Genomic DNA, 22029 nt, shown 5'->3' with positions numbered 1-22029 from the left:
AAAGCACGAGAGGTTCTCTTTACAGTTAATGTAACATTGACTTTTCCTTTCTGAACTTCAGGACCATCAATGTGAGCGAAATAAAGATTATCCAATACAAACTCATACTTAGCAGAGTCTGCTTGCATGCCTTTCAAATCAATTTTGTATTTATCAAACTTTCCCAAAGCTTCTCTCTTTTTTAAATCGTTGGATTACAATTCGGGCGACAAAGATACAAATAAATATCCTCATAACATACAAATTATCAGTAAATCTTCACTTTTTTAATAGGTATCACAAGAATTGTACAATAAGCACTCTCTTAATCAGAGCGGATAAAAAACAGAAAGCCCCTCCGGTCAATCGACTGAAGGGGCTTCTTCAAAAACGGCAGTTACCTACTCTCCCACTGTTACGCAGTACCATCGGCGTGACGAGGCTTAACTTCTCTGTTCGGAATGGGAAGAGGTGGAACCCTCGTGCTATAACCACCTGAAAAAGGTTATGACATGATGAAAAGTAAAATTACAGTAATCATTATTATCAATAGTATTTATTATATTAATAATCATAATACGCTAAACGTATATAACAAACAAAACCAGAAAGAAAGTAGACGGGCAATTAGTAATGCTCGGCTAAGATGTTACCACCTGTACACCTGCATCCTATCAACGTCATCGTCTTTAACGACCCTAAGAAATCTAATCTTGTGGCTGGCTTCGTACTTAGATGCTTTCAGCACTTATCCAATCCCGACTTAGATACCCAGCAATGCACCTGGCGGCACAACTGGTAAACCAGAGGTCAGTCCAACACGGTCCTCTCGTACTAGTGTCAGAGCCACGCAAATTTCATACGCCCACGATAGATAGAGACCGAACTGTCTCACGACGTTCTGAACCCAGCTCGCGTGCCACTTTAATGGGCGAACAGCCCAACCCTTGGGACCTTCTCCAGCCCCAGGATGTGACGAGCCGACATCGAGGTGCCAAACCCCTCCGTCGATATGAGCTCTTGGGAGGGATCAGCCTGTTATCCCCGGAGTACCTTTTATCCTTTGAGCGATGTCCCTTCCATACGGAAACACCGGATCACTATGCTCTAGTTTCCTACCTGATCGACTTGTGAGTCTCCCAGTCAAGCGCCCTTATGCCATTACACTCTACGGACGGTTACCAATCGTCCTGAGGGCACCTTTAGAAGCCTCCGTTACTGTTTTGGAGGCGACCACCCCAGTCAAACTACCCACCAAACAGTGTCCTCGAAATTACGAGTTAGAACTCAAATAATCAAAGGGCCGTATTTCAACAGCGACTCCATTCAAACTGGCGTCTGAACTTCAAAGTCTCCGGCCTATCCTACACATTAATTACCCAAATTCAATGTTAAGCTATAGTAAAGGTTCACGGGGTCTTTTCGTCCCATCGCGGGTAATCGGCATCTTCACCGATACTACAATTTCACTGAGCTCACGGTTGAGACAGTGTCCAGATCATTACACCATTCGTGCAGGTCGGAACTTACCCGACAAGGAATTTCGCTACCTTAGGACCGTTATAGTTACGGCCGCCGTTTACTGGGGCTTCAATTCAATGCTTCTCTTGCGATGACATCTCCTCTTAACCTTCCAGCACCGGGCAGGTGTCAGGCTGTATACCGAATCTTTCGATTTTGCACAGCCCTGTGTTTTTGTTAAACAGTTGCCTGGACCTATTCTCTGCGCCCAGCCGAAAAGCTGGGACCCTTTATCCCGAAGTTACAGGGTTAATTTGCCTAGTTCCTTAACCGTGATTCACTCAAGCGCCTTAGTATATTCAACCCGACTACGTGTGTCCGTTTACGGTACGGGTACCTCAAAGATTAAGTTTAGCGGATTTTCTTGGGAGTTTGATTACATACGCTATTACTTCATTCCGAAGAATTCGGTATACTATCAGGTTCGACTCTCATCCTGGATTTGCCTGGGATGATCAGCATCTACACCCTTTAACGGACTATTCCGTCAGTCCGCGGTATTGTCACTGCTCCGTCTCCACAATCACTCTTTAAGGTAGTACAGGAATATTAACCTGTTCTGCCATCGGCTTCGCCGTTCGGCTGAGCCTTAGGACCCGACTAACCCTGATCCGATTAGCGTTGATCAGGAAACCTTAGTCTTGCGGCGAGGGGGTTTCTCACCCCCTTTATCGTTACTTATACCTACATTTGCTTTTCCACACGCTCCAGTATAGCTGACGCTACGCCTTCGACGCGGAGTGGAATGCTCCCCTACCGATCATTGCTGATCCCATAGCTTCGGTAAAACACTTAATGCCCGATTATTATCCACGCCAAACTCCTCGACTAGTGAGCTGTTACGCACTCTTTAAATGAATGGCTGCTTCCAAGCCAACATCCTAGCTGTCTTAGCAATCTGACTTCGTTAGTTCAACTTAGTGTTTATTTGGGGACCTTAGCTGATGGTCTGGATTCTTCTCCTTTGGGACATGGACCTTAGCACCCATGCCCTCACTCCTGTGATTGGACTAATGCGCATTCGGAGTTTGTCAAGACTTGATAGGCGGTGAAGCCCTCGCATCTTATCAGTCGCTCTACCTCACATTAGTAACTCACAAGGCTGCACCTAAATGCATTTCGGGGAGTACGAGCTATCTCCAAGTTTGATTAGCCTTTCACCCCCACCCTCAGGTCATCCGGAAGCTTTTCAACGCTTATCGGTTCGGTCCTCCAGTTAGTGTTACCTAACCTTCAACCTGCCCAAGGGTAGATCACTTGGTTTCGCGTCTACTCCTTCCGACTGGACGCCCTATTAAGACTCGCTTTCGCTTCGGCTGCATGTCTCTAGACACTTAACCTTGCCGGAAAAAGTAACTCGTAGGTTCATTATGCAAAAGGCACGCCGTCACTGTTTTAACAGCTCCGACCGCTTGTAGGCGCATGGTTTCAGGGACTATTTCACTCTTCTATTCGAAGTGCTTTTCACCTTTCCTTCACAGTACTGGTTCGCTATCGGTCTCTCGGGAGTATTTAGCCTTACCGGATGGTCCCGGTGGATTCACGCAAGATTTCTCGTGTCCCGCGCTACTCAGGATACCACTACGCTTCGTCTGGTTTAGAATACCGGGCTATCACCGTCTATGGCCGAACTTTCCAGATCGTTCTTCTCACCAGATGTCATGCGACATCGTGGTCCTACAACCCCATAATTGCCGTAACAACTATGGTTTGGGCTAGTCCCCGTTCGCTCGCCACTACTAGGGGAATCATTATTATTTTCTTTTCCTGCAGGTACTAAGATGTTTCAGTTCCCTGCGTTAGCTTCCATCGAGGATGGATGTCATTCCTTCAGAATGACGGGTTGTCCCATTCGGAAATCTCTGGATCAAGGGTTATTTGCACCTACCCAGAGCTTATCGCAGCTTATCACGTCCTTCATCGCCTCCGAGAGCCAAGGCATCCGCCATGCGCCCTTGCTTACTTTCTTTCAAACTGACTTCTTCATGGTTGGCATGGGAATCGTTGTATTGCTACGAAGATACCAATTGATCCAATGAAGAGTGTGCGGCTTGATATATACTTTTAGCTCTTTACTAAATTTTACTTTTTGTTTCATCATGTCAAAGATCGTTTCTCTTGCGAGATGGTGGAGAATAACGGATTCGAACCGTTGACCCTCTGCGTGCAAGGCAGATGCTCTAGCCAGCTGAGCTAATCCCCCGAAGATTATGAAGAATAAGGAGGGAGGTATTGTTTTTATTCATACCATTCGTGTTCCTTTTTGCTTCTTCGAAGTAGTCCCAGGCAGAGTTGAACTGCCGACCTCTACATTATCAGTGTAGCGCTCTAACCAACTGAGCTATAGGACTGTGTTCTACGCATTATCGGCTGCTTTCGGCATAATCGATGCAAGCATCGCTTATGCTATCTCTTGCTCGATAATTCAACCTTGTCTACCATCGTTAGACTCGGCTTCTGTTTTCTCTTGTTTATCTCTATCTATACTTCTATAGATTTGATCTATATGTTATAAATAAACAAGTACTAGTAGTACATTAAATAGAACCTTGATAGTCTATATGTTGGATGGTTGAGGTAGAATGATAATCATTTCTATTTATAGAATAGGAGTGAGAAGCTATCTACGGCCATGCAACGGTAACGACATCGCTCCAGAAAGGAGGTGTTCCAGCCGCACCTTCCGGTACGGCTACCTTGTTACGACTTAGCCCCAATTACCAGTTTTACCCTAGGACGCTCCTTGCGGTTACGTACTTCAGGTACCCCCGGCTTTCATGGCTTGACGGGCGGTGTGTACAAGGCCCGGGAACGTATTCACCGCGCCATGGCTGATGCGCGATTACTAGCGAATCCAGCTTCACGAAGTCGGGTTGCAGACTTCGATCCGAACTGAGAGAGGTTTTGGGGATTGGCATCCTGTCACCAGGTAGCGGCCTTCTGTACCTCCCATTGTAACACGTGTGTAGCCCCGGACGTAAGGGCCGTGCTGATTTGACGTCATCCCCACCTTCCTCACATCTTACGACGGCAGTCTCTCTAGAGTCCTCAGCGTCAACTGTTAGTAACTAAAGATAAGGGTTGCGCTCGTTATGGCACTTAAGCCGACACCTCACGGCACGAGCTGACGACAACCATGCAGCACCTTCACAACTGCCTTGCGGCTATAGTGTTTCCACTATATTCAGTTGCAATTTAAGCCCGGGTAAGGTTCCTCGCGTATCATCGAATTAAACCACATGTTCCTCCGCTTGTGCGGGCCCCCGTCAATTCCTTTGAGTTTCACCGTTGCCGGCGTACTCCCCAGGTGGAATACTTAATGCTTTCGCTTGGCCGCTTGCGGTATATTGCAAACAGCGAGTATTCATCGTTTACTGTGTGGACTACCAGGGTATCTAATCCTGTTTGATACCCACACTTTCGAGCCTCAGTGTCAGTGACCAGTCTAGTGAGCTGCCTTCGCAATCGGAGTTCTTCGTGATATCTAAGCATTTCACCGCTACACCACGAATTCCGCCCACCTCTACTGTACTCAAGACTGCCAGTATCAACTGCAATTTTACGGTTGAGCCGCAAACTTTCACAACTGACTTAACTGTCCACCTACGCTCCCTTTAAACCCAATAAATCCGGATAACGCTCGGATCCTCCGTATTACCGCGGCTGCTGGCACGGAGTTAGCCGATCCTTATTCATATGGTACATGCAATATTCCACACGTGGAGCATTTTATTCCCATATAAAAGAAGTTTACAACCCATAGGGCAGTCATCCTTCACGCTACTTGGCTGGTTCAGGCTTACGCCCATTGACCAATATTCCTCACTGCTGCCTCCCGTAGGAGTTTGGACCGTGTCTCAGTTCCAATGTGGGGGACCTTCCTCTCAGAACCCCTATCCATCGATGACTAGGTGGGCCGTTACCCCGCCTACAATCTAATGGAACGCATCCCCATCTTTTACCGAAATTCTTTAATAACAAAATCATGGGATTTTTTTATACTATCGGATATTAATCTTTCTTTCGAAAGGCTATCTCCGAGTAAAAGGTAGGTTGGATACGTGTTACTCACCCGTGCGCCGGTCGCCATCGTTTCTATTGCTAGAAATATGCTGCCCCTCGACTTGCATGTGTTAAGCCTGTAGCTAGCGTTCATCCTGAGCCAGGATCAAACTCTTCATTGTAAAAGTATTTTTGAATATCCAAAAAGGATATCTGTGATCTCTGCCGGATGCCGTACGTTTTATTGACTTCAATCTAATACCTATTTAAAAGGTATTGACGGTTCTATTTTTTTTCTTGTACTACTTGTATTGTTTATCAATATGTCAAAGAACTTAATTGCTTTGGTTTCAAAAGCGGGTGCAAAGGTAAGGGGTTTATTTGAAACTACCAAATGTTTGGAAAAGTTTTTTTTCAGCTTTTCTCTTGGCTCTTTCTAAGGCTCTCTTATCGAAAGGGAAAGAAGGGACAAGATGAAGGAACTGGGGATAAACCGGTTTCTTTGCGAATCGGAGTGCAAAGATAAGAACTTTATGCTATTGCTTCCAAAACTTTTTGGAAGTTTTTTTGTTCTTTGTCTTAACCTGATTTACGCTTTTGCAGTTTGTCAAGTAACTAAGGCTTTCTTCTCTTGGAAAGCGGGTGCAAAAGTAGGGGATTTTAAGATATGATCCTAATTTTAGAGTACTTTTTATGCAAGTTTTTTTAAGATTGGGGATAAATGGCTGAGGGAGAGGGATGTTGTATAACATAATTTGGAGAGGGGAAGGAAGGAGGGGAATAGGGGGACTCATTATTATATTTAAAGCGAGAGAGATTCGAGAGAGAGAAGGAAAAGAAGAAAGAGAAAATGGAATTCTGGATTATGTTACTGCACGTAATTTGTATTCTATTTGCCTTCACGTTCTAACTATGTTCATAAAAGTCCCTATTTATAGGAGTTCCAACGATGAGGGATACGGTGGGAGCAACTCTTTGACCTCACTCGTGATGAAAGGTCAGGAGATAAATCACAGGGATGGTATATCCGGAGAAAGCTGATGCTGATATACAACGGGATAATAGTTTTATGCTTATTCAAGAGGTTATGGTTTAAATAAAGGGGGAAATAGGGTGAGAATGACGGAAAAGGCTGTAGTAAATCAAGGAGAATGTTTATGATAGGGAAAAATCATAAATCTATATAGGGTATCAGGAGGTAATAACCAAGCGGTGTATAGCGGTGTTAGGAATAGGCATTATTACTGTGTTTACTGAATCAGGAAGACGTAACTGAAGGAGTAAAGTGAACCTGGGAAAAATAAATATGGGTGAAGTGAAATAGGAAGTATAGTATGAGAGTGTGAAGTAAATACAGGCATGGTCATAATATAGGGGTACTAGGAGTTTCAGGCGGGGAACGTTGAGTTTAAAGCTGGGAAGCTATGGGGGTCATTAGGGTGAAACGTTGAGTTTCAGCACTTAAGACGAACTGTTCAGAGGCGAAAAACAAAGTGTTTTAAGTAGTGAAAACTAACTGTTTAAAGATGCGGTACAAAGTGTTTTGAGATGCGGAACAGAGTGTTTCAAGCGGAGGTACAATGTGTTTTGATATACTGAACAGAGTGTTTCAAGCGGAAGTACAAAGTGTTTTGATATACTGAACAGAGTGTTTCAGGTAGTGGAACACTTTGTTTTCTATGTTGTTACGAAAATTTATGACTATGTCGGAAACAAAATATGGCTATGTCGAAAAAAAAAGTGATAGTTGATAAATTAGGTTCTTGAGAATATAATTCCACGACGAGAAGTTGATTAGGACAATTCATATTGAACCTAAAGCAGACGTTTGATAGTGGAATTACAGACTATTTATAACTAAAATATGGGCATTAATAACTATCAAGTAGAGTATTAATGGTTACCAGATTGAGTGGTAATAGCTGATAAACAGAACAATATGAATATACAGACAAAAAAACGGATGTGGCAGATAATTGATCTGCAACCCATCTGTCACCATATCTTGCACACTTGCAAACGACTAGATTCCAAATAGTTAAATAATGTCTTGTGCAAGTGGCAGATAAAAAGAGGGGGGAAAATCATAGGAGGAACAAAAGCGATAAATAGAATCTACTCTTTAACTAAAAAGCGGTAAACGCCTTGCCCAACCTTTACTTTACAATAATTATGTTCAAGACCTAACACTTCAATGCCAGAACCTGAATCTAATGTCTTTCCACTCTCTGTTATTTAGGATCAGAATGATACACAGGTATATAAATCATCGCTTCACTTCCGACAGGTATAGAAACATTTAATTCAAAGAACCAATGTTCTGCCGAACTTCTGACACAAGTTTACCATAAGGGGTCATATTTGAATAATAAACTTCCGACAATTTCTGAGGCAATGTAGGTTTTATGATAACACGCTTATATCCAGGTGCACTTTCGTCTACTTTTACTCCTGCAAGAATCCGATAAAACCAGGTCAACCCTCCACCAAACATTGGATGATTACGTGAGTCTTTACCATTCCATTGTTCCCAAGTAGTAGTAGCTCCCTGTTTAATCCAATAGCCATAACTAGGAAAATCTGATTGATTCATAACCTCATAAGCCACATCATTCAATCCATTTGCAGCCAAAGTTTCAAAAAAGAACTGAGTACCAAAAATTCCCGTATTCAAATGATTTTTATATTTTTCTACTACCTCCTGACGCAAAGTAGCTACAACATCTTTATATGATTCTTCCGGAACTCCCATCACCAAAGCGAAAATATTACTGCCATAATCACCATACGTTTTCTTTTCTCTATCATAAAATTTACGATGAAAAGCTCCTTTGACTCGTTTTGCTAACTCTGAATAATATCTGAAATCAGTAACGTTACCTATAGCCTCAGCAGCTTTTGCCGTATAATCCGCACAACGCCATAGATAAAATGTATGCACCAATTCTTCCAAAGGGATAGCAAATGCAGGTGCCCAGTCACCTAAGTTCAACCAATAATTTGGTTCCTTCGAATTACAGTTGGTGCTCTTAGCTAACATCGTTCCATCAGCAGTAAGCCATGTCAACATATAACGTACTTGTTCCTTCATCGCCCAATAATTGGCTTCTAACATACGCCTATCTCCATAATGAAGATAAAACTCCCACGGCATAATATTCATAGCTGCTCCCCACGGTACGCCTCCCCCACAACCAGGTTGCCATGGTGCTCCATTGGGTACATACCCTGTTTCGATATTTTGCACGTCCCTTATATCACGAATCCACTTCTGATAAAACGCAGCAGCATTGAAGTTATGCATTACCGTAACACACGCCACTTGTCCGTCTCCTGTATAAGCAGAACGTTCCCGATGCGGACAATCACTGGCTACACCTCCATGCATATTATCTAATTGACTACGTTGCCATATTTCATTAATCTGGTTAAACAGCGAATTGGACGTTTTGAATTCTGACGAAATTTTCACATCCGTATTTACAGCCTCAGCAATTACATTCTTTGCAGACAGATCAGAAAGACCACTTATAATAGCTTTACTAAAAACATACCAAGTAAACCGGGGAGCATAAGACTCCTTCCCTTCACCTTTTAAATATACTGTTGAATCCCCACGGAGATTCACAAATATTTTAACATTTAAAGTATCTCCTTTTTGTCCCCTAATATCCTTAAAATGTATCCATCCAGATATCTCTTTACCAAAGTCAACTTCATAGACTGAAGCTTCCAATTTTTTAAAAGAAACCGGCCGAAGAGCTTCTATAATCTTATCTGCAGGAGCAGTATGGGCAGTTAGCACTCCAATCGGAGCCTGACGCAATACTGCATAATTCCACGTTGAATCATCACATTTTGCGGTTGCCCAATCTTCTACTTCCGCATTTGCATCGTAAATTTCCCCATCAAACCCATCCATTATGATAGGAGATTCTTTTACTTTCCACGTCTCATCCGAAGCTATAATATCTTTACTTCCATCCTTATAAGTCACTTCTATCTGACAAAGAAACGGGGTGAACCGAACGGACATACCCAATGGCTCACGCAATCATAAAATCCATTCCCGACAATAGCTCCCGCTACATTTTCTTTTTCCTGCAACAAATCGGTAATATCATACGCTAAATACATCACCCGATAATTACGGAAACGATTGTCAATAGCAATATTTGCATATTTAAGATCATCCCGAACCGTATAATTGGTAAAGTTCGGTACAAGATAATCATCTCCTACCCTTTCACCATTTATATAAAGTTCAAAATATCCCAGTCCAGTGACAAAAACTTTTGCCGAAACAATATCCTCCTTCACATTAAATAGTTTCCGAAAAAGTGGGGATGGATAAGAGGGATACACAGTTGAGTTAGGTTTAAGCGTCTTCTTAGGTGCCTCGCCTTGCCAGGGTACGCCAATCCATTTTGCTTTCCATTCGTCAGCAGACAAAAGTCCCATGCCCCAATAAGCAGGTTCACTCCAAGCAGACGCCTCTTCTTGTCGGTTCCAAGTCATGACACGCCACCAATAATCCTTTGCAGATTGTAATTGTTGTCCTTCATAAGGAATCAAATACGAATCTGAAGAACTTCTTTTTCCACTATCCCAAACGTCAAACTCACCATTCAATAATTTATCTTTTGAAGAAGCGACCACAATGCGATAAGCTTTCTGAACTTCACCGCGGATCTGTTTTGAAGTAACTTCATTGATCCACGACAAACGAGGAGACGGAACATCGACTACAGCCGGGTTCTCCATATATTCACAGGTCAGTGAAACTGGTTTTAGTTTGGCATATCCCACCGACACAGCAAACAATGCACAAAACAAATACAAAATTCTCATTGAGTTCAAATTCTTCATGGTATTAAGATCGGTTATTTTAAGGCGTGTATTCTTTTCTACTATTTTTCTTTTCTATGCTTCACAAGCTTAAGTAAGATTTGATCAATCTCAGCCAACTCATCAAACGTAAATTCCAAATTATCTAAAGCATGTAGATTATCGTCTAATTGCTTCACAGAACTTGCTCCTACAATTACTGACGTTATCCGTTTATCTTTAAGTGTCCATGCCAATGCCATCTCCGCCAACGTTTGACCACGACGATGAGCGACTTCATTCAGTTGCCGGATAATCTCCACTTTTTCAGGAGTTACCTGTGAGCTTTGTAAAAATCCGGTAGGACGTGCAGCACGTGAATTTTCCGGAATCCCATTCAAATATTTATCTGTCAATAGTCCCTGAGCCAAAGGAGAGAATGCAATAAAACCAGAACCATTCTTTGCTGCCAGACTAAGATTTTCTTTCTCAACCGTACGGTCGAACATATTATAACGATATTGACTAATGAGACAAGGCACACCTGCATCTGACAGCATTTCGTAAACTAAATATGCTTTCTCAGGAGGATATTTAGATATTCCGACGTACAAGGCTTTTCCTCTTTCTACAATGTCAATTAGTGCTTGAACTGTCTCCCTGATAGGAGTGACCTCATCATAACGATGAGTATAAAATATATCAAAATACTCTAAACCAGTACGACGAAGGCTTTGGTCAATACTTGCCATCAGATTTTTTCGTGAACTATTTCCACCATAAGGTCCTGCCCACATTTCATGACCAGCTTTAGAAGAGATAATCATTTCATCCCGATAGCCCTGAAAGTTTTCTTTCAGAATCCGACCGAAGTTTATTTCTGCACTTCCAGGAACAGGACCATAATTATTTGCCAAATCAAAGTGTGTAATACCATGATCGAAAGCATATTTAATTATATCTGTTGCTACATCAAAGTCGTCCACACTACCAAAATTATGCCACAATCCCAAAGAAATCACAGGCAACTGTAAGCCGCTCTTACCACAGTATTTATATTGCATCCCATCATAACGATTGGATGCCGGCTGATAATTTACAGAATCATTCATATGATTACTCATTTTAACTTTGTAATTTACAAGAAAAGATTTTTTTTTCAATAAACTTCCAATTGCCCGACATTTGTTCGCCTACAATGTAATTTATATAAATAAACGTCTAAATGAGAAGTATCAGAACTGGAAATAAATGAATGGCTGAATTTCCGTACTTTTCATTTGAATCACGAGATAAATCAATGCTACCATCAACAATGCCTTTCCTAAGAACGGTAGACGGATAACTCCACGACAAAGTGCATTTTCCCAACGGTCGGGCGCAAAATGGAGTAAAAACCGAGTAACATCAAGGCAAATACGCGCCAGTATCCCTCCAACAATTGTGGAAAAAGTTGCGGATTGAAAGCCATAAATATTTGCTTCAACATATCTATCGAATTATCAAAATCGGCATTACGGAAGAAAATCCAGCAGAAACAAACAAAATTAAAAGTGATTATGACTCCGAATACACGCCTCCAGCCATGACTCCCCTCTCCTTTCTTACGTCCAGTAAAAGTCATCCACATTTTATGTACAGCCAAAGCAATGCCATGGAAAGTTCCCCAAAGCATAAAGTTCCAAGAAGCTCCATGCCAAAGACCACCCAAAAACATGGTAATAATCAGATTTAAATATTGACGGAACTTTCCTTTCCGGTTTCCTCCTAAAGATATATATAGGTAATCGCGCAACCAACTGGACAAAGAAATATGCCAACGACGCCAAAATTCGGTGATAGAAGCAGATTTATATGGAGAATTGAAGTTTAAATTGAAATGAAATCCTAATAACAGAGCTATACCGATAGCCATATCACTATAACCAGAAAAGTCGCAATATATCTGTAAAGCATACCCGTATACTCCCATCAGATTTTCCACACCCGAATAAAGCGTGGGATTATCAAAAATTCGTTCTACAAAATTGATACTGATATAATCAGAGATCACTGTTTTTTGAACAGACCAGATGCTATAAGGAAGATACCTCGCCCAAACATTTCCTGCGAAACAAAAAGCGGTTTCCGGATTTGAGGAATAAAATCACGAGCACGCACAATCGGTCCGGCTACCAATTGCGGAAAGAAGGATACATAGAAAGCATAATCCAGCAGATTGGTCAATGGCTTTATCTCCCGGCGATAAACATCAATGGTATAGCTTAATGATTGGAAGGTAAAAAAAGAAATACCCACCGGCAAGAATATATCGAGCGCAGTAAATTCGCCACCCATCAAGGAAGCAATAACCCCTCCCAAAAAGTTCGTATATTTAAAATAAACGAGAAGCCCCAGATTAATACTTAGACTCAGCGTCACCAGCCCTTTACGTTTCCAACGTCCCACTGTATGGTCCATCCATTGCGCCAAAAGAAAATCGCAGACTGTTACAATAGCAAGCAAAAAGAAGTATGTGCCACTGCTTTTATAATAAAAGTAATAGGAAAAAAGGGTAACAAACAGGATACGGGCCGTATTCTTTCGTTGCAACAACACATATACTATCATAAAAGCAGTAAACAACCAGAGGAAGATACCACTACTGAATATCATTGGTGCTTGTGGATCATAAGTCAGCACCTCTTTGAGACGGCTGAAATCTATATCAACGGGTAACATAGTCATTATAAGCTTGGATTAAGGCTTGATATAATAGATTCCCCTGTAAAACATATCCTTCGGGTAAATAATGTACATGATCGGGACGCATCAGTTGTGCTTCCATCCAATTAAGACAGGCGCGTTCACGTCCGCCTATGACATCATACATATCCCACACTAATAAGTGATGGTCTTTAGCATAACGGCGAATTGTTTCTGCTGCTGTCGCTGTACGAGGGTTTATTGAATATGTACGTTTTCTCCGATGCTGACGAAAACTTTCGTAAGAACCGGGAGGAGTAGTCAGTAATATAGGAACTTCGGGAAGGCTGTCACGCAACAATTTTATAAGTTCATCCATCTGATTATAATGCACATTAGCGTTGTAACGCCGACTATGGCTTTCATTTGTCCCGAAAGAAAGAATCAACAGTTCGGGCTTCAGTGCGACAATATCAGCAATGCGGTCAGGATGGGTAAATGTCAGACAAGTAGCTCCATTCACTCCCATATCTGTATAGGAAATAGCTCCAAAGGCTTCTTTCAGCAGTGTACCCGTAGTCTGCGGATAAATATGACCGCGGACATGGCTATCACCAATATGAACAATGCGCACTGTGTCTTCTGAGATTCCGGCATGTACTTGCCGAAAACGTTCAAAGATAGGAGTAAACAAAGCAATACTATCAATAATTTCATTCCGTCCGGTCTTTTTAAAAGCTAAAGGGAAAAAAAGTTGTGGCAGAGAAATGGTATCGGCCATCCAAGTCATTTCCCGCATTGGCTTCACTGTCTTCAAAGATTTTATTGAGGAAGGACGGGCAGGCATTTGATCTTGAGCTACAACCTTCGACAGAAATCCGGAAACAGTTATACATATAATCAAAAAACAGACAAACGACTGGTTACTCTTTCTCATAAGAACGCCTCCTGTCGTACTGTTCCTTTCCGTATATCAATGTCTCATACAACAGCTTTGCCAAATGTTTACCACCCCGGAAATTTATATGTGTATAATCATAATTTGCCATAGCAGGTTTGGCATTCACCATCTTAACCATACTTCCATCGCCCCCCATTGCCTCAAACATATTCCAAAAAGCAATACCGCTTTCCGCTGCTATGCTCTGTTGATAACGGATCAAATTCTTGACTCCCGGCATTGTACGTAGATCTCCATTCTCATTTTTAGATTCTCGATCACCAATACTCAACAATAACACTCCGGCTTGAGGAAAATTCTTTTTTATATGCTCGATAGAAGTAAGCAGACCTTTCTTATAATTATCATAATTACGTCCATGTTCCGTAGCTACATTCAATCCGTATTCCAGAATAACCAAGTCGTAAGGTCGCTGATGATTGAATTGCCTCATCATCTCTGCCGGTATTCCTCGCAGAGAAAGTCCGGAACTTCCGCGCAAAGAGAAATTATCCAGAATGATTCCTTTTTTACCATCCATTGCTACACCATAGAAAAGAGTGGAATCTGCCTCATCCACTGTCCATCGTACCGAACCGATACGCCCATCCAAATACATCTGTTGCAACTTATCGGAGGGAGTGAATGAATGAGTTTGTTCTGCACCCCGATTGACACTAACAGACAGTCGCATATCTCCTTTATTATAGAAGAAAATAGATGTTCGCTGACAAGTATCAAGTAAAGAGGCATATTTGCTTTGTCCATGCAGCTCAACGTAAGCTCCTTTTCTAGGAATAAAATAGTGTCCGGATACTCCTTGTTTTTTCCTATCAAAAGAAATAGTATCGGTTACTGCATGGCTCGACCATCCTCCGAAAGTTTGTCGTACCGTAGGACGATATCCATTCGTAATTGATGTGATTGTCACAAAACCAACTCCGCACCCACCGAAACGTTTTTGAAGCATTTCACGTAAGTCAGCAGTAAAAATATCCGCTTCTATAAAAGAATCGCCAAATACAGCGATACGTACCATATTATCTTCAGAGTCCTTGGTATTAACAGAAGATACACGATCAAGTGCTTCATAGAAAGGGGCCATACCTCGGCTGGTGGAATCACTATAATCTTCAATACAAGTCAGCCCCGTCCGGCAAGTATCCACAAAAGCGGGTTTTACTACAGGCGGAAGAACGATACTATCAGAATCAGAAACCGCTTCTTCCGGTTCTGGATAGCGCAAGTCTCCCAAAAGATCGACACGCCTCATTGTATGACCGGCAATTGATATTACCGGGAACCAATGTAGTCCAATCAGAATGATAAATACAAGCAAAGTTAGCCAGAGCGAATATTTCAGATAATTTTTCATAATCCACCTTACGTTCAAATTCTTGAAACGACTGCAAAGATAGACAAAAGCGACAAAAAGAAAGGAGAATCTACATTATTTAATGCGATTCTCCTTTCCATTTATTTATTCACCGTATAGGTGTCAGATCGTTCGTTCAATATTCCAAACAAAAGCCCGTAAACCTAATTGCTCGGTTTCTAGGTCCATCTTATGCAATGTATCCAGTAATGGATCGACTTTATTATCATCGACTACTGTAAGGATTGCCGAGCACATACTTGGCCATGCATGGCTACCAAAATGCGGATCACCAGTCTTCGAGCCACGTCCCTGAACCTTCTCCAAATAGCTGAAGCCACGACAATTCAAGCGGTCTAGCAATGCAATAATACGTTCAAAATAGGCCTGATCAAATGTTATTAATACTGATTTCATATTTCTTTTCTATTATTTCTTAATATAGTCACTTTTATTTTGCCGGAAGTAAAGATCCAGTTCACGCTGACGGCGCAACTTGCGACGCTGGTTCTTGATACCTGTACCGGCAAATACACAATATAGAGTCGGAATCAGAATCAATGTCAATATGGTTGATACGCTCAAACCACCAATTACGGCGATCGCCATTGGACTCCACATTTCCGAACCTTGACCTCCACCGATAGCCATCGGGATCATACCAAGTACAGTCGTAGCAGTAGTCATTAATACCGGACGAAGACGACTCTTACCAGCCGTTACTACAGAATTCACGACTGCCAGACCACGTTCACGACAAAGGGTGATATAGTCGATGAGCACAATACCATTCTTCACCACAATACCAATCAACATAATTCCTCCCAACAAACTCATGACGCTTAATGTACTCTTTGTGAAAAACAATGCCATCAAAACGCCACTAAATGCAAACGGCAGAGAGAACATGATGATGAACGGATAAGTAAGTGATTCGAACTGTGCCGCCATCACAATAAATACAAGCACGACAATCAAGATGGCAAGGGTTCCCAAATCCCGGAACGAATCTTGCTGATCTTCGTATGAACCGGCTACCTGAATGGTGATATCCCCCGGAACATCCATTTGATCAATAATAGCATTACCTGCATTTACTACATTACCCAAAGCTTCGCCGGAAATAACGGCAGAAACAGTCACAATACGTTCACGATCTTTACGTTCAATAGTAGGTGGAGCAAAACGTTCTACTACCTTACCAACATCTTTCACTCGGACAGCTTCGCCTTTACTGTTATAAATCAGAATATTCTCAATACTCTCCAAACTTGTACGATACTCCGGTGCATAACGAACCTTAATATCATACTCGTCACCATCTTCACGATATTTTGAAGCTACAGCACCATTAATTCGGTTACGCAAATAGTTTCCGGCAGTGGATAGATTCAGCCCATGCATAGCAAGTTTCTCCCGATCGAAATCAACCTGATATTCCGGCTGATAGTCACTACGACTGATATTTACTTCAGATACACCTTTTACATTCAGCAATTCACGTTTCAAACGAGCTGCCACACTATCAGTGATCGCCATATCATATCCGTATACTTCAAAGTCAGCACTTGCCTGAGCAGACATGCCTGTATTACTACCTCCCAAAATTACCTGTGCTTTACTGAATTCTGGATAAGTCTTCAGGTCTTCACGCATCTCGTCACAGACTTGCTCTAATGAAATATCACGATCCCCCGGATCTACCAAACTGATATTAAAAGAAATAATATGTGAACCGTTGTCCTGCATAGAAGCCCAAGTATTGTCTGAGTCTGCCTGACCAACAGTATAGTTACATACTGTCATAACTCCCTTATATTTCTCTAACCATTTCTGGGTCAGTTTCTGGGAAAGATCTTGTGCTATTTCTTTTCGTGTACCAATCGGTAATTCCAGTTGTACAGCTATACGAGCATTATCCTGTGCCGGGAAGAACTCGGTACCAATACCTTTGGCACAAAGCAAACTAATAATGAAGAAAGCAATACAACACACAATCACAACCAAACGATGACGTACTGCCCAGTTCAGCATCTTTGCATACCATACGTCAAGTCCGTCCAGAGCTTTCTCAATCGGAGTAAAGAAAAGTTTGAACATCTTTGATGGTTTCTTCTGCAAACGAAGCAACTGGGAACAAAGCATCGGAGTCAGTGACAAAGCGGCTACGGTAGAAATAAACATAATAGCACACATCATCCATCCTAACTGCTTGAAGAGTACACCGGACATGCCACTAACCATTGTCAGCGGAAAGAATACAGCAATCATGGTCAATGTAGAAGCGATTACAGAGATAGCTACCTCATTCGTTCCATGTACGGCTGCTTGTTTCGGGTCCGAACCGCGTTCAATATGGGTCGTTACATTTTCAAGTACCACAATCGCATCATCCACCACCATACCAATCGCGATGGATAGTGATGAGAGGGAAATAATATTAATCGTATTTCCGGTGACTGCCAGATAAATGAAAGAGGCTATCAATGAAAGCGGAATGGTAATACAAATAATCAACGTCGCACGCCAACGTCCCAGAAACAGGAACACAACGATCACAACGAACAACAACGCATACACAACGGTTTCTGTCAAACTGTCAATCGTGTTCAAAATGTTGTCTGAGGTATCGACAATCACACCCAACTTCACATCGCTTGGCAAACTCTTTTGTAGTTTCGGAAGTGCTTCTGCTACCTTCCTTGAAATTTCTACGGAGTTAGCACCCGACTGTTTCTGAACAATAATCATGGCTCCCTTGACACCATTATTATATGTTTCCTGTGCACGCTCTTCTACAGTATCAACGACTCTGGCAACATCACGCAAGAATACATTGGCTCCATTGTGTGTACCAACTACAACGTCTTCCAGCTGCCGAGAATCGTCAAACTCACCTTCGACACGTAATGAGTACGTCTCACTACCAATATCAAAGTTGCCACCCGGAATGTTCTTATTCTCGGCTCCGATAATCGAACTAATCGTTTCGATTGTCAGATTATAGGCTTCCAATTTACTCGGGTCACAATATACCTGTATCTCTCGTTGCGGTGCACCACTGATTGAAACAGTACCGACACCCGGAATACGCGCCAACGGGTTTACTACACGATCGTCCAATATTTTATAAAGAGCGGACTGGCTCTCATTAGCCTGTACTGAAAGCAGTACAATAGGAATCATATCCGTACTAAACTTGAAGATAATCGGGTTCTCAACATCGTCAGGAAGTTGAGAGCTTACCATATCTAACTTGTCGCGTACATCGTTTGTTAGTACATCAATATCATTACCATACTCAAATTCCAACGTGATCAACGACATATTCTCGGAGGAACGAGAGGTGATATGTTTCAAATTACTCACCGCATTCAACGTGTTTTCCAACGGGCGAGTCACATTGTTTTCTATATCCGACGCACTTGCACCGGGATAGGCGGTCATTACCATAATCGTGTTTGTATCAATATCCGGATACAAGTCGATAGGTAATTTGGACAAAGAGAAAAGACCAAAGATCACTACTGCCAAGAAGCAGAGGGAGGTCATAATCGGTTTCTTAACCGCACCTTCGTATAAACTCATTTCTTTAATTTAATTATTTTTCAACATCTACTTCTGTTCCATTCACCAGACGTGCCTGACCGGCAACGACTACTTGTGAATTATCAGGGACACCGGATATCAACTCATATTCTGATCCCATACGTCTGCCTAATTCGACTTTGTTATAAGATACTTTACCGTCTTTGTAAACAAATACATAACGATCGCCTGAACCTGCCTGCTTCACAATTGCCAAATCTGGAACAACGACGTGATCTGCCGTTCCGAAATTGAGAGTAGCACGAGCAAACATTCCTGGACGTACGCGCTGGTCTCTATTATCAAGTTTGATTTCTACTTGGAAAGTACGTGTAGCTGCATCGATAGTCGGATAAATCAGGCTAATCGTTCCTTTAAATATCTCGTCACCATATACATCTAATTTCAAATCCACTGGTGCACCCTTCTTTACTTTTGTGAAGTAAGTCTCAGATACGTTGATCAAAAGTTTCACCGGAGTAATTTGTTCGACCACCAGCACAGGGCTACCACCACTATACATATCACCATTATCATAATTACGAGCAGTAACAACTCCGTTGATCGGGCTTAATAATGCTGTATTTTCTAACAGATTCTTATAAGCAGTCCTTCACATCCAACTGCATTTTAGCTGCATCCCATTCTGATTTAGAAGCACCACCCACTTTATAGAGTTCATCAATGCGATTAAATTCGATCTCCTGATTGTCCAGCTGTAACTTTGTCTGTTTCAGGTTTGCAGCATCCATCTGTACTAACTTCTGCCCCTTTTTTACGCGGTCACCTACTTCGACAAAAATCTTATCGATGCGCACCGGTGATGAAGGAGCGATATTGTTCTTCACTTCTGCTTCTACTGTTGCCGTATACTCTTGTATCTGCTCTACGGGACGAGCCATTACATCAGCCACCTTCACCTTCAGCTTCTCTTCTTCTTTCACAGCTGTCTTTTCTTTCCACCTGTACATGAAGTCATAAATACTGTCAATAACAGGGTTACTAATTGGATACCTTTTTTCATATTCCTTAGTTGTTTTAGTTGTCTATCTTTATTCTTTTCCAAAACCTGGTCAAGATCTGCTCTAGATACCAGGTAATCATAAATTGCTTGATTGTAAGTCAGCTGCGCCTGAGTTAATGATACCTGCGAACTATTCAGTTCAAGCACTGTCCCTTTACCGATATCATAACGCTTCTCAGCAATCTGAACAGCCTTTTCTGCTTGCATCACATTCTCTTTGTTACTAGCTAACTGTTCCGAACTGGCAGTCATATTATTGCGGTAACTTGTTATCTGCATATTCAACTTTCTTTCCGTATCGATACGATTCCAATCGAGCTGTCGCATTTGAATCCGGTTGGATTTCAACTTAGTGAAATTGCTTGCCCGATACAAAGGAATACTCAAATTAAACGTCAAAGAGGAACTATTGCTCCAGTTGTACTTCAAGAAATTGATATTCGGATTATACAGAGACTGATATTGATAAGAGAAGCTCATTGACAATGTAGGCATGAAGTTTGTCCGCAAAGATTTTACATTCTTTTCCAACAGTTTCATATTCAACTCCATTTGCTTCATTGTGGTATTATCATTCAATCCCAGATGTTCTTCTGATAGTTGATTGGCGAAAACAGCAGTTTTCGTAATTTGTCAGGTTATCATTGATCTTAATATCTACATTCACAGTAATGCCCATCAATACTCTCAACTGTAATTTTGCCAAAGTAATAGCATTCTCAGCGGAAATCAGATTAGGCTTAATGCTACGCATCTGTACTTCCGCACTGATCTTATCAAATTCACTAACACTTCCTTGTTCAAATTTTGCTTTCACTACATTATAATTGTCTTCTGCTACTTTATAACTTCCTTGAAGTACATTATAACTATCTTGTGCAAGCATCAACTGATAGTACGCCTTACTAACCTGATTTACCAAATCCTGTTTAGATGCACGCGACTTCTCCACAGCCAGTTCTATGTCTGTTTTCGTCATCGACATAGCCCGATAAACAGACGGTACAAATAATGGCAGATTAATGCTCAACCCTGCATTTGCTGTATTTGTGTTGTCTTGTCCCATTTTGAACGACTGATTGTTCAATTTCATTTCAGCTGCTTAATCGTATGATCTAACGTTCCTGTCAGGCTAGCTCGGGTAATAAGTTCTGCCAGGCTTCTTTACGCCACTTTTTTCAAGGCTATTTCATCTGCAGCCACTTTCATCGTTGGATTCTCATCCAATGCGATTTCTATGGCTTTATCCAACGTCAGCAAAAAAAATAAAACCAACGTGTCCTGCGGTGAATCTGCTGTCTGAGCCTTTGCAAGACCCAATGCTCCACCGCTATCGCTGTCAAAAGTAACCTCTTGCCTGTCAATTTCTTCATTCTGTTCATAATCTCATTCTTAATTAATCTTAATGTTTGTCACCGGAATTCAGTCATTAATATGCCCGATCCGTTTTTTACGATATTCTTGTATAAAATCTCTAATACTTTCGCTCCTTTTTCTGTTGAAATTCCCCGTATATAAGTGAAAATAATGGACTCGTACACTTCAATAAAAGATATTCGCTACAAATATATGTATTCAAAAGAACATCAAATTGCTCACGTACCAATAAATTTGACAATCGCAAAATTGACATCCGAACGGAAAATTCCTTTTTTTCAACGCCCGATTTAAAGAAAAACATAGTTTTCTCCGAGTCACTATCCCGACGATCTTGCATCATTGCATATACCTTCGGATATCTTAATGTCTTCAAGAAGCGCTTATTCGTTTTATGAAATATTTCTATGCTCTTTTGAAAAACGCAAGAATCACCTCCAATACATTCGATGAATGTTCATATACTTCTTGCAGATATTTATCCCTGTCTGCTGAATCTTCAAAATACTTTCTTTCAACAAGGTTTCTTTATCTGCAAAGACTTCATAAGAGTACGCTTCGATATTCCTAAGGCTGCTGCAATATCATCCATTGTATAACCTTGATACCTTTTGAAGTAAATGCTTCTGTTGATGTCATTTATGATCCGTTCTCTCAATTCCGCCCTTTGTGAAGCGTCTTTCCATGTCCATCATCACTCGTTTTCTATTT

8 protein-coding genes, 2 tRNA genes, 3 rRNA genes and 5 pseudogenes are annotated in these 22029 nt (G+C 41.5%); all 18 read right to left on the bottom strand.

The window, feature by feature from the left end:
* A pseudogene (locus tag EJF25_RS23910) lies at positions 1-167 on the bottom strand (DUF177 domain-containing protein); the annotation flags it as partial.
* A gap of 200 nt (positions 168-367) precedes the next feature.
* A 5S ribosomal RNA gene (gene rrf / locus EJF25_RS23905) occupies positions 368-478 on the bottom strand.
* A gap of 108 nt (positions 479-586) precedes the next feature.
* Positions 587-3469: ribosomal RNA gene (locus EJF25_RS23900) — 23S ribosomal RNA — on the bottom strand.
* Positions 3470-3601, bottom strand: a complete 132-nt coding sequence (locus tag EJF25_RS26260) for a hypothetical protein (protein WP_262707190.1) — start codon at positions 3599-3601, stop codon at positions 3470-3472.
* Positions 3602-3626: 25 nt separating this feature from the next.
* A tRNA-Ala gene (locus tag EJF25_RS23895) sits at positions 3627-3703 on the bottom strand.
* 74 nt (positions 3704-3777) lie between these two features.
* Positions 3778-3851, bottom strand: a tRNA-Ile gene (locus EJF25_RS23890).
* Positions 3852-4158: 307 nt separating this feature from the next.
* Positions 4159-5684 (bottom strand): 16S ribosomal RNA (locus EJF25_RS23885).
* The 16S, 23S and 5S rRNA genes sit together here with 2 tRNA genes alongside, the layout of an rRNA operon.
* Positions 5685-7801: 2117 nt before the next feature.
* Positions 7802-9556, bottom strand: coding sequence for an alpha-L-rhamnosidase-related protein (locus tag EJF25_RS23875; protein ID WP_125043186.1), 1755 nt, complete (start codon positions 9554-9556; stop codon positions 7802-7804).
* Positions 9502-10353: a glycoside hydrolase family 78 protein gene (locus EJF25_RS23870; protein WP_160119439.1), complete on the bottom strand. Its 852-nt coding sequence runs from the start codon at positions 10351-10353 to the stop codon at positions 9502-9504. The genes EJF25_RS23875 and EJF25_RS23870 overlap by 55 nt, the downstream gene beginning before the upstream one ends.
* A gap of 59 nt (positions 10354-10412) precedes the next feature.
* Entirely contained in the window at positions 10413-11441 is a 1029-nt protein-coding gene (locus EJF25_RS23865; RefSeq protein ID WP_125043182.1) for an aldo/keto reductase, read from the bottom strand.
* A gap of 123 nt (positions 11442-11564) precedes the next feature.
* Positions 11565-13050 (bottom strand): annotated as a pseudogene (locus EJF25_RS23860) (MBOAT family O-acyltransferase).
* Complete coding sequence (locus tag EJF25_RS23855) at positions 13037-13951, bottom strand: SGNH/GDSL hydrolase family protein (RefSeq protein WP_125043180.1); 915 nt, start codon at positions 13949-13951, stop codon at positions 13037-13039. The pseudogene EJF25_RS23860 and the gene EJF25_RS23855 overlap by 14 nt, the downstream one beginning before the upstream one ends.
* Positions 13938-15329: an SGNH/GDSL hydrolase family protein gene (locus EJF25_RS23850; protein WP_125043177.1), complete on the bottom strand. Its 1392-nt coding sequence runs from the start codon at positions 15327-15329 to the stop codon at positions 13938-13940. The genes EJF25_RS23855 and EJF25_RS23850 overlap by 14 nt, the downstream gene beginning before the upstream one ends.
* 123 nt (positions 15330-15452) lie before the next feature.
* Entirely contained in the window at positions 15453-15746 is a 294-nt protein-coding gene (locus EJF25_RS23845) for a PG0541 family transporter-associated protein (protein WP_025075434.1), read from the bottom strand.
* A 12-nt stretch (positions 15747-15758) separates the two neighbouring features.
* The gene (locus EJF25_RS23840) at positions 15759-18917 is read right to left on the bottom strand and encodes an efflux RND transporter permease subunit (RefSeq protein WP_125043175.1); all 3159 of its coding nucleotides are present in this window, start codon (positions 18915-18917) and stop codon (positions 15759-15761) included.
* Between the two features lie 13 nt (positions 18918-18930).
* A pseudogene (locus tag EJF25_RS23835) lies at positions 18931-19941 on the bottom strand (efflux RND transporter periplasmic adaptor subunit).
* Positions 19942-19974: 33 nt separating this feature from the next.
* Positions 19975-21323, bottom strand: a pseudogene (locus EJF25_RS23830) (TolC family protein); the annotation flags it as partial.
* Positions 21324-21363: 40 nt separating this feature from the next.
* Positions 21364-21976, bottom strand: a pseudogene (locus EJF25_RS23825) (TetR/AcrR family transcriptional regulator).
* Positions 21977-22029 lie beyond the last annotated feature (53 nt).

It is taken from the genome of Bacteroides faecalis (assembly GCF_003865075.1).
Lineage (GTDB): Bacteria > Bacteroidota > Bacteroidia > Bacteroidales > Bacteroidaceae > Bacteroides > Bacteroides faecalis.
This window is presented reverse-complemented; position numbering and strand designations above follow the sequence as displayed.

Excerpts from the sequence above, each read along its gene's own strand:
- EJF25_RS26260 (WP_262707190.1), bottom strand. The coding sequence starts at position 3,601 with ATGATGAAACAAAAAGTAAAATTTAGTAAAGAGCTAAAAGTATATATC.
- EJF25_RS23870 (WP_160119439.1), bottom strand. The coding sequence starts at position 10,353 with ATGAGAATTTTGTATTTGTTTTGTGCATTGTTTGCTGTGTCGGTGGGA.
- EJF25_RS23865 (WP_125043182.1), bottom strand. The coding sequence starts at position 11,441 with ATGAATGATTCTGTAAATTATCAGCCGGCATCCAATCGTTATGATGGG.
- EJF25_RS23855 (WP_125043180.1), bottom strand. The coding sequence starts at position 13,951 with ATGAGAAAGAGTAACCAGTCGTTTGTCTGTTTTTTGATTATATGTATA.
- EJF25_RS23850 (WP_125043177.1), bottom strand. The coding sequence starts at position 15,329 with ATGAAAAATTATCTGAAATATTCGCTCTGGCTAACTTTGCTTGTATTT.
- EJF25_RS23845 (WP_025075434.1), bottom strand. The coding sequence starts at position 15,746 with ATGAAATCAGTATTAATAACATTTGATCAGGCCTATTTTGAACGTATT.
- EJF25_RS23840 (WP_125043175.1), bottom strand. The coding sequence starts at position 18,917 with ATGAGTTTATACGAAGGTGCGGTTAAGAAACCGATTATGACCTCCCTC.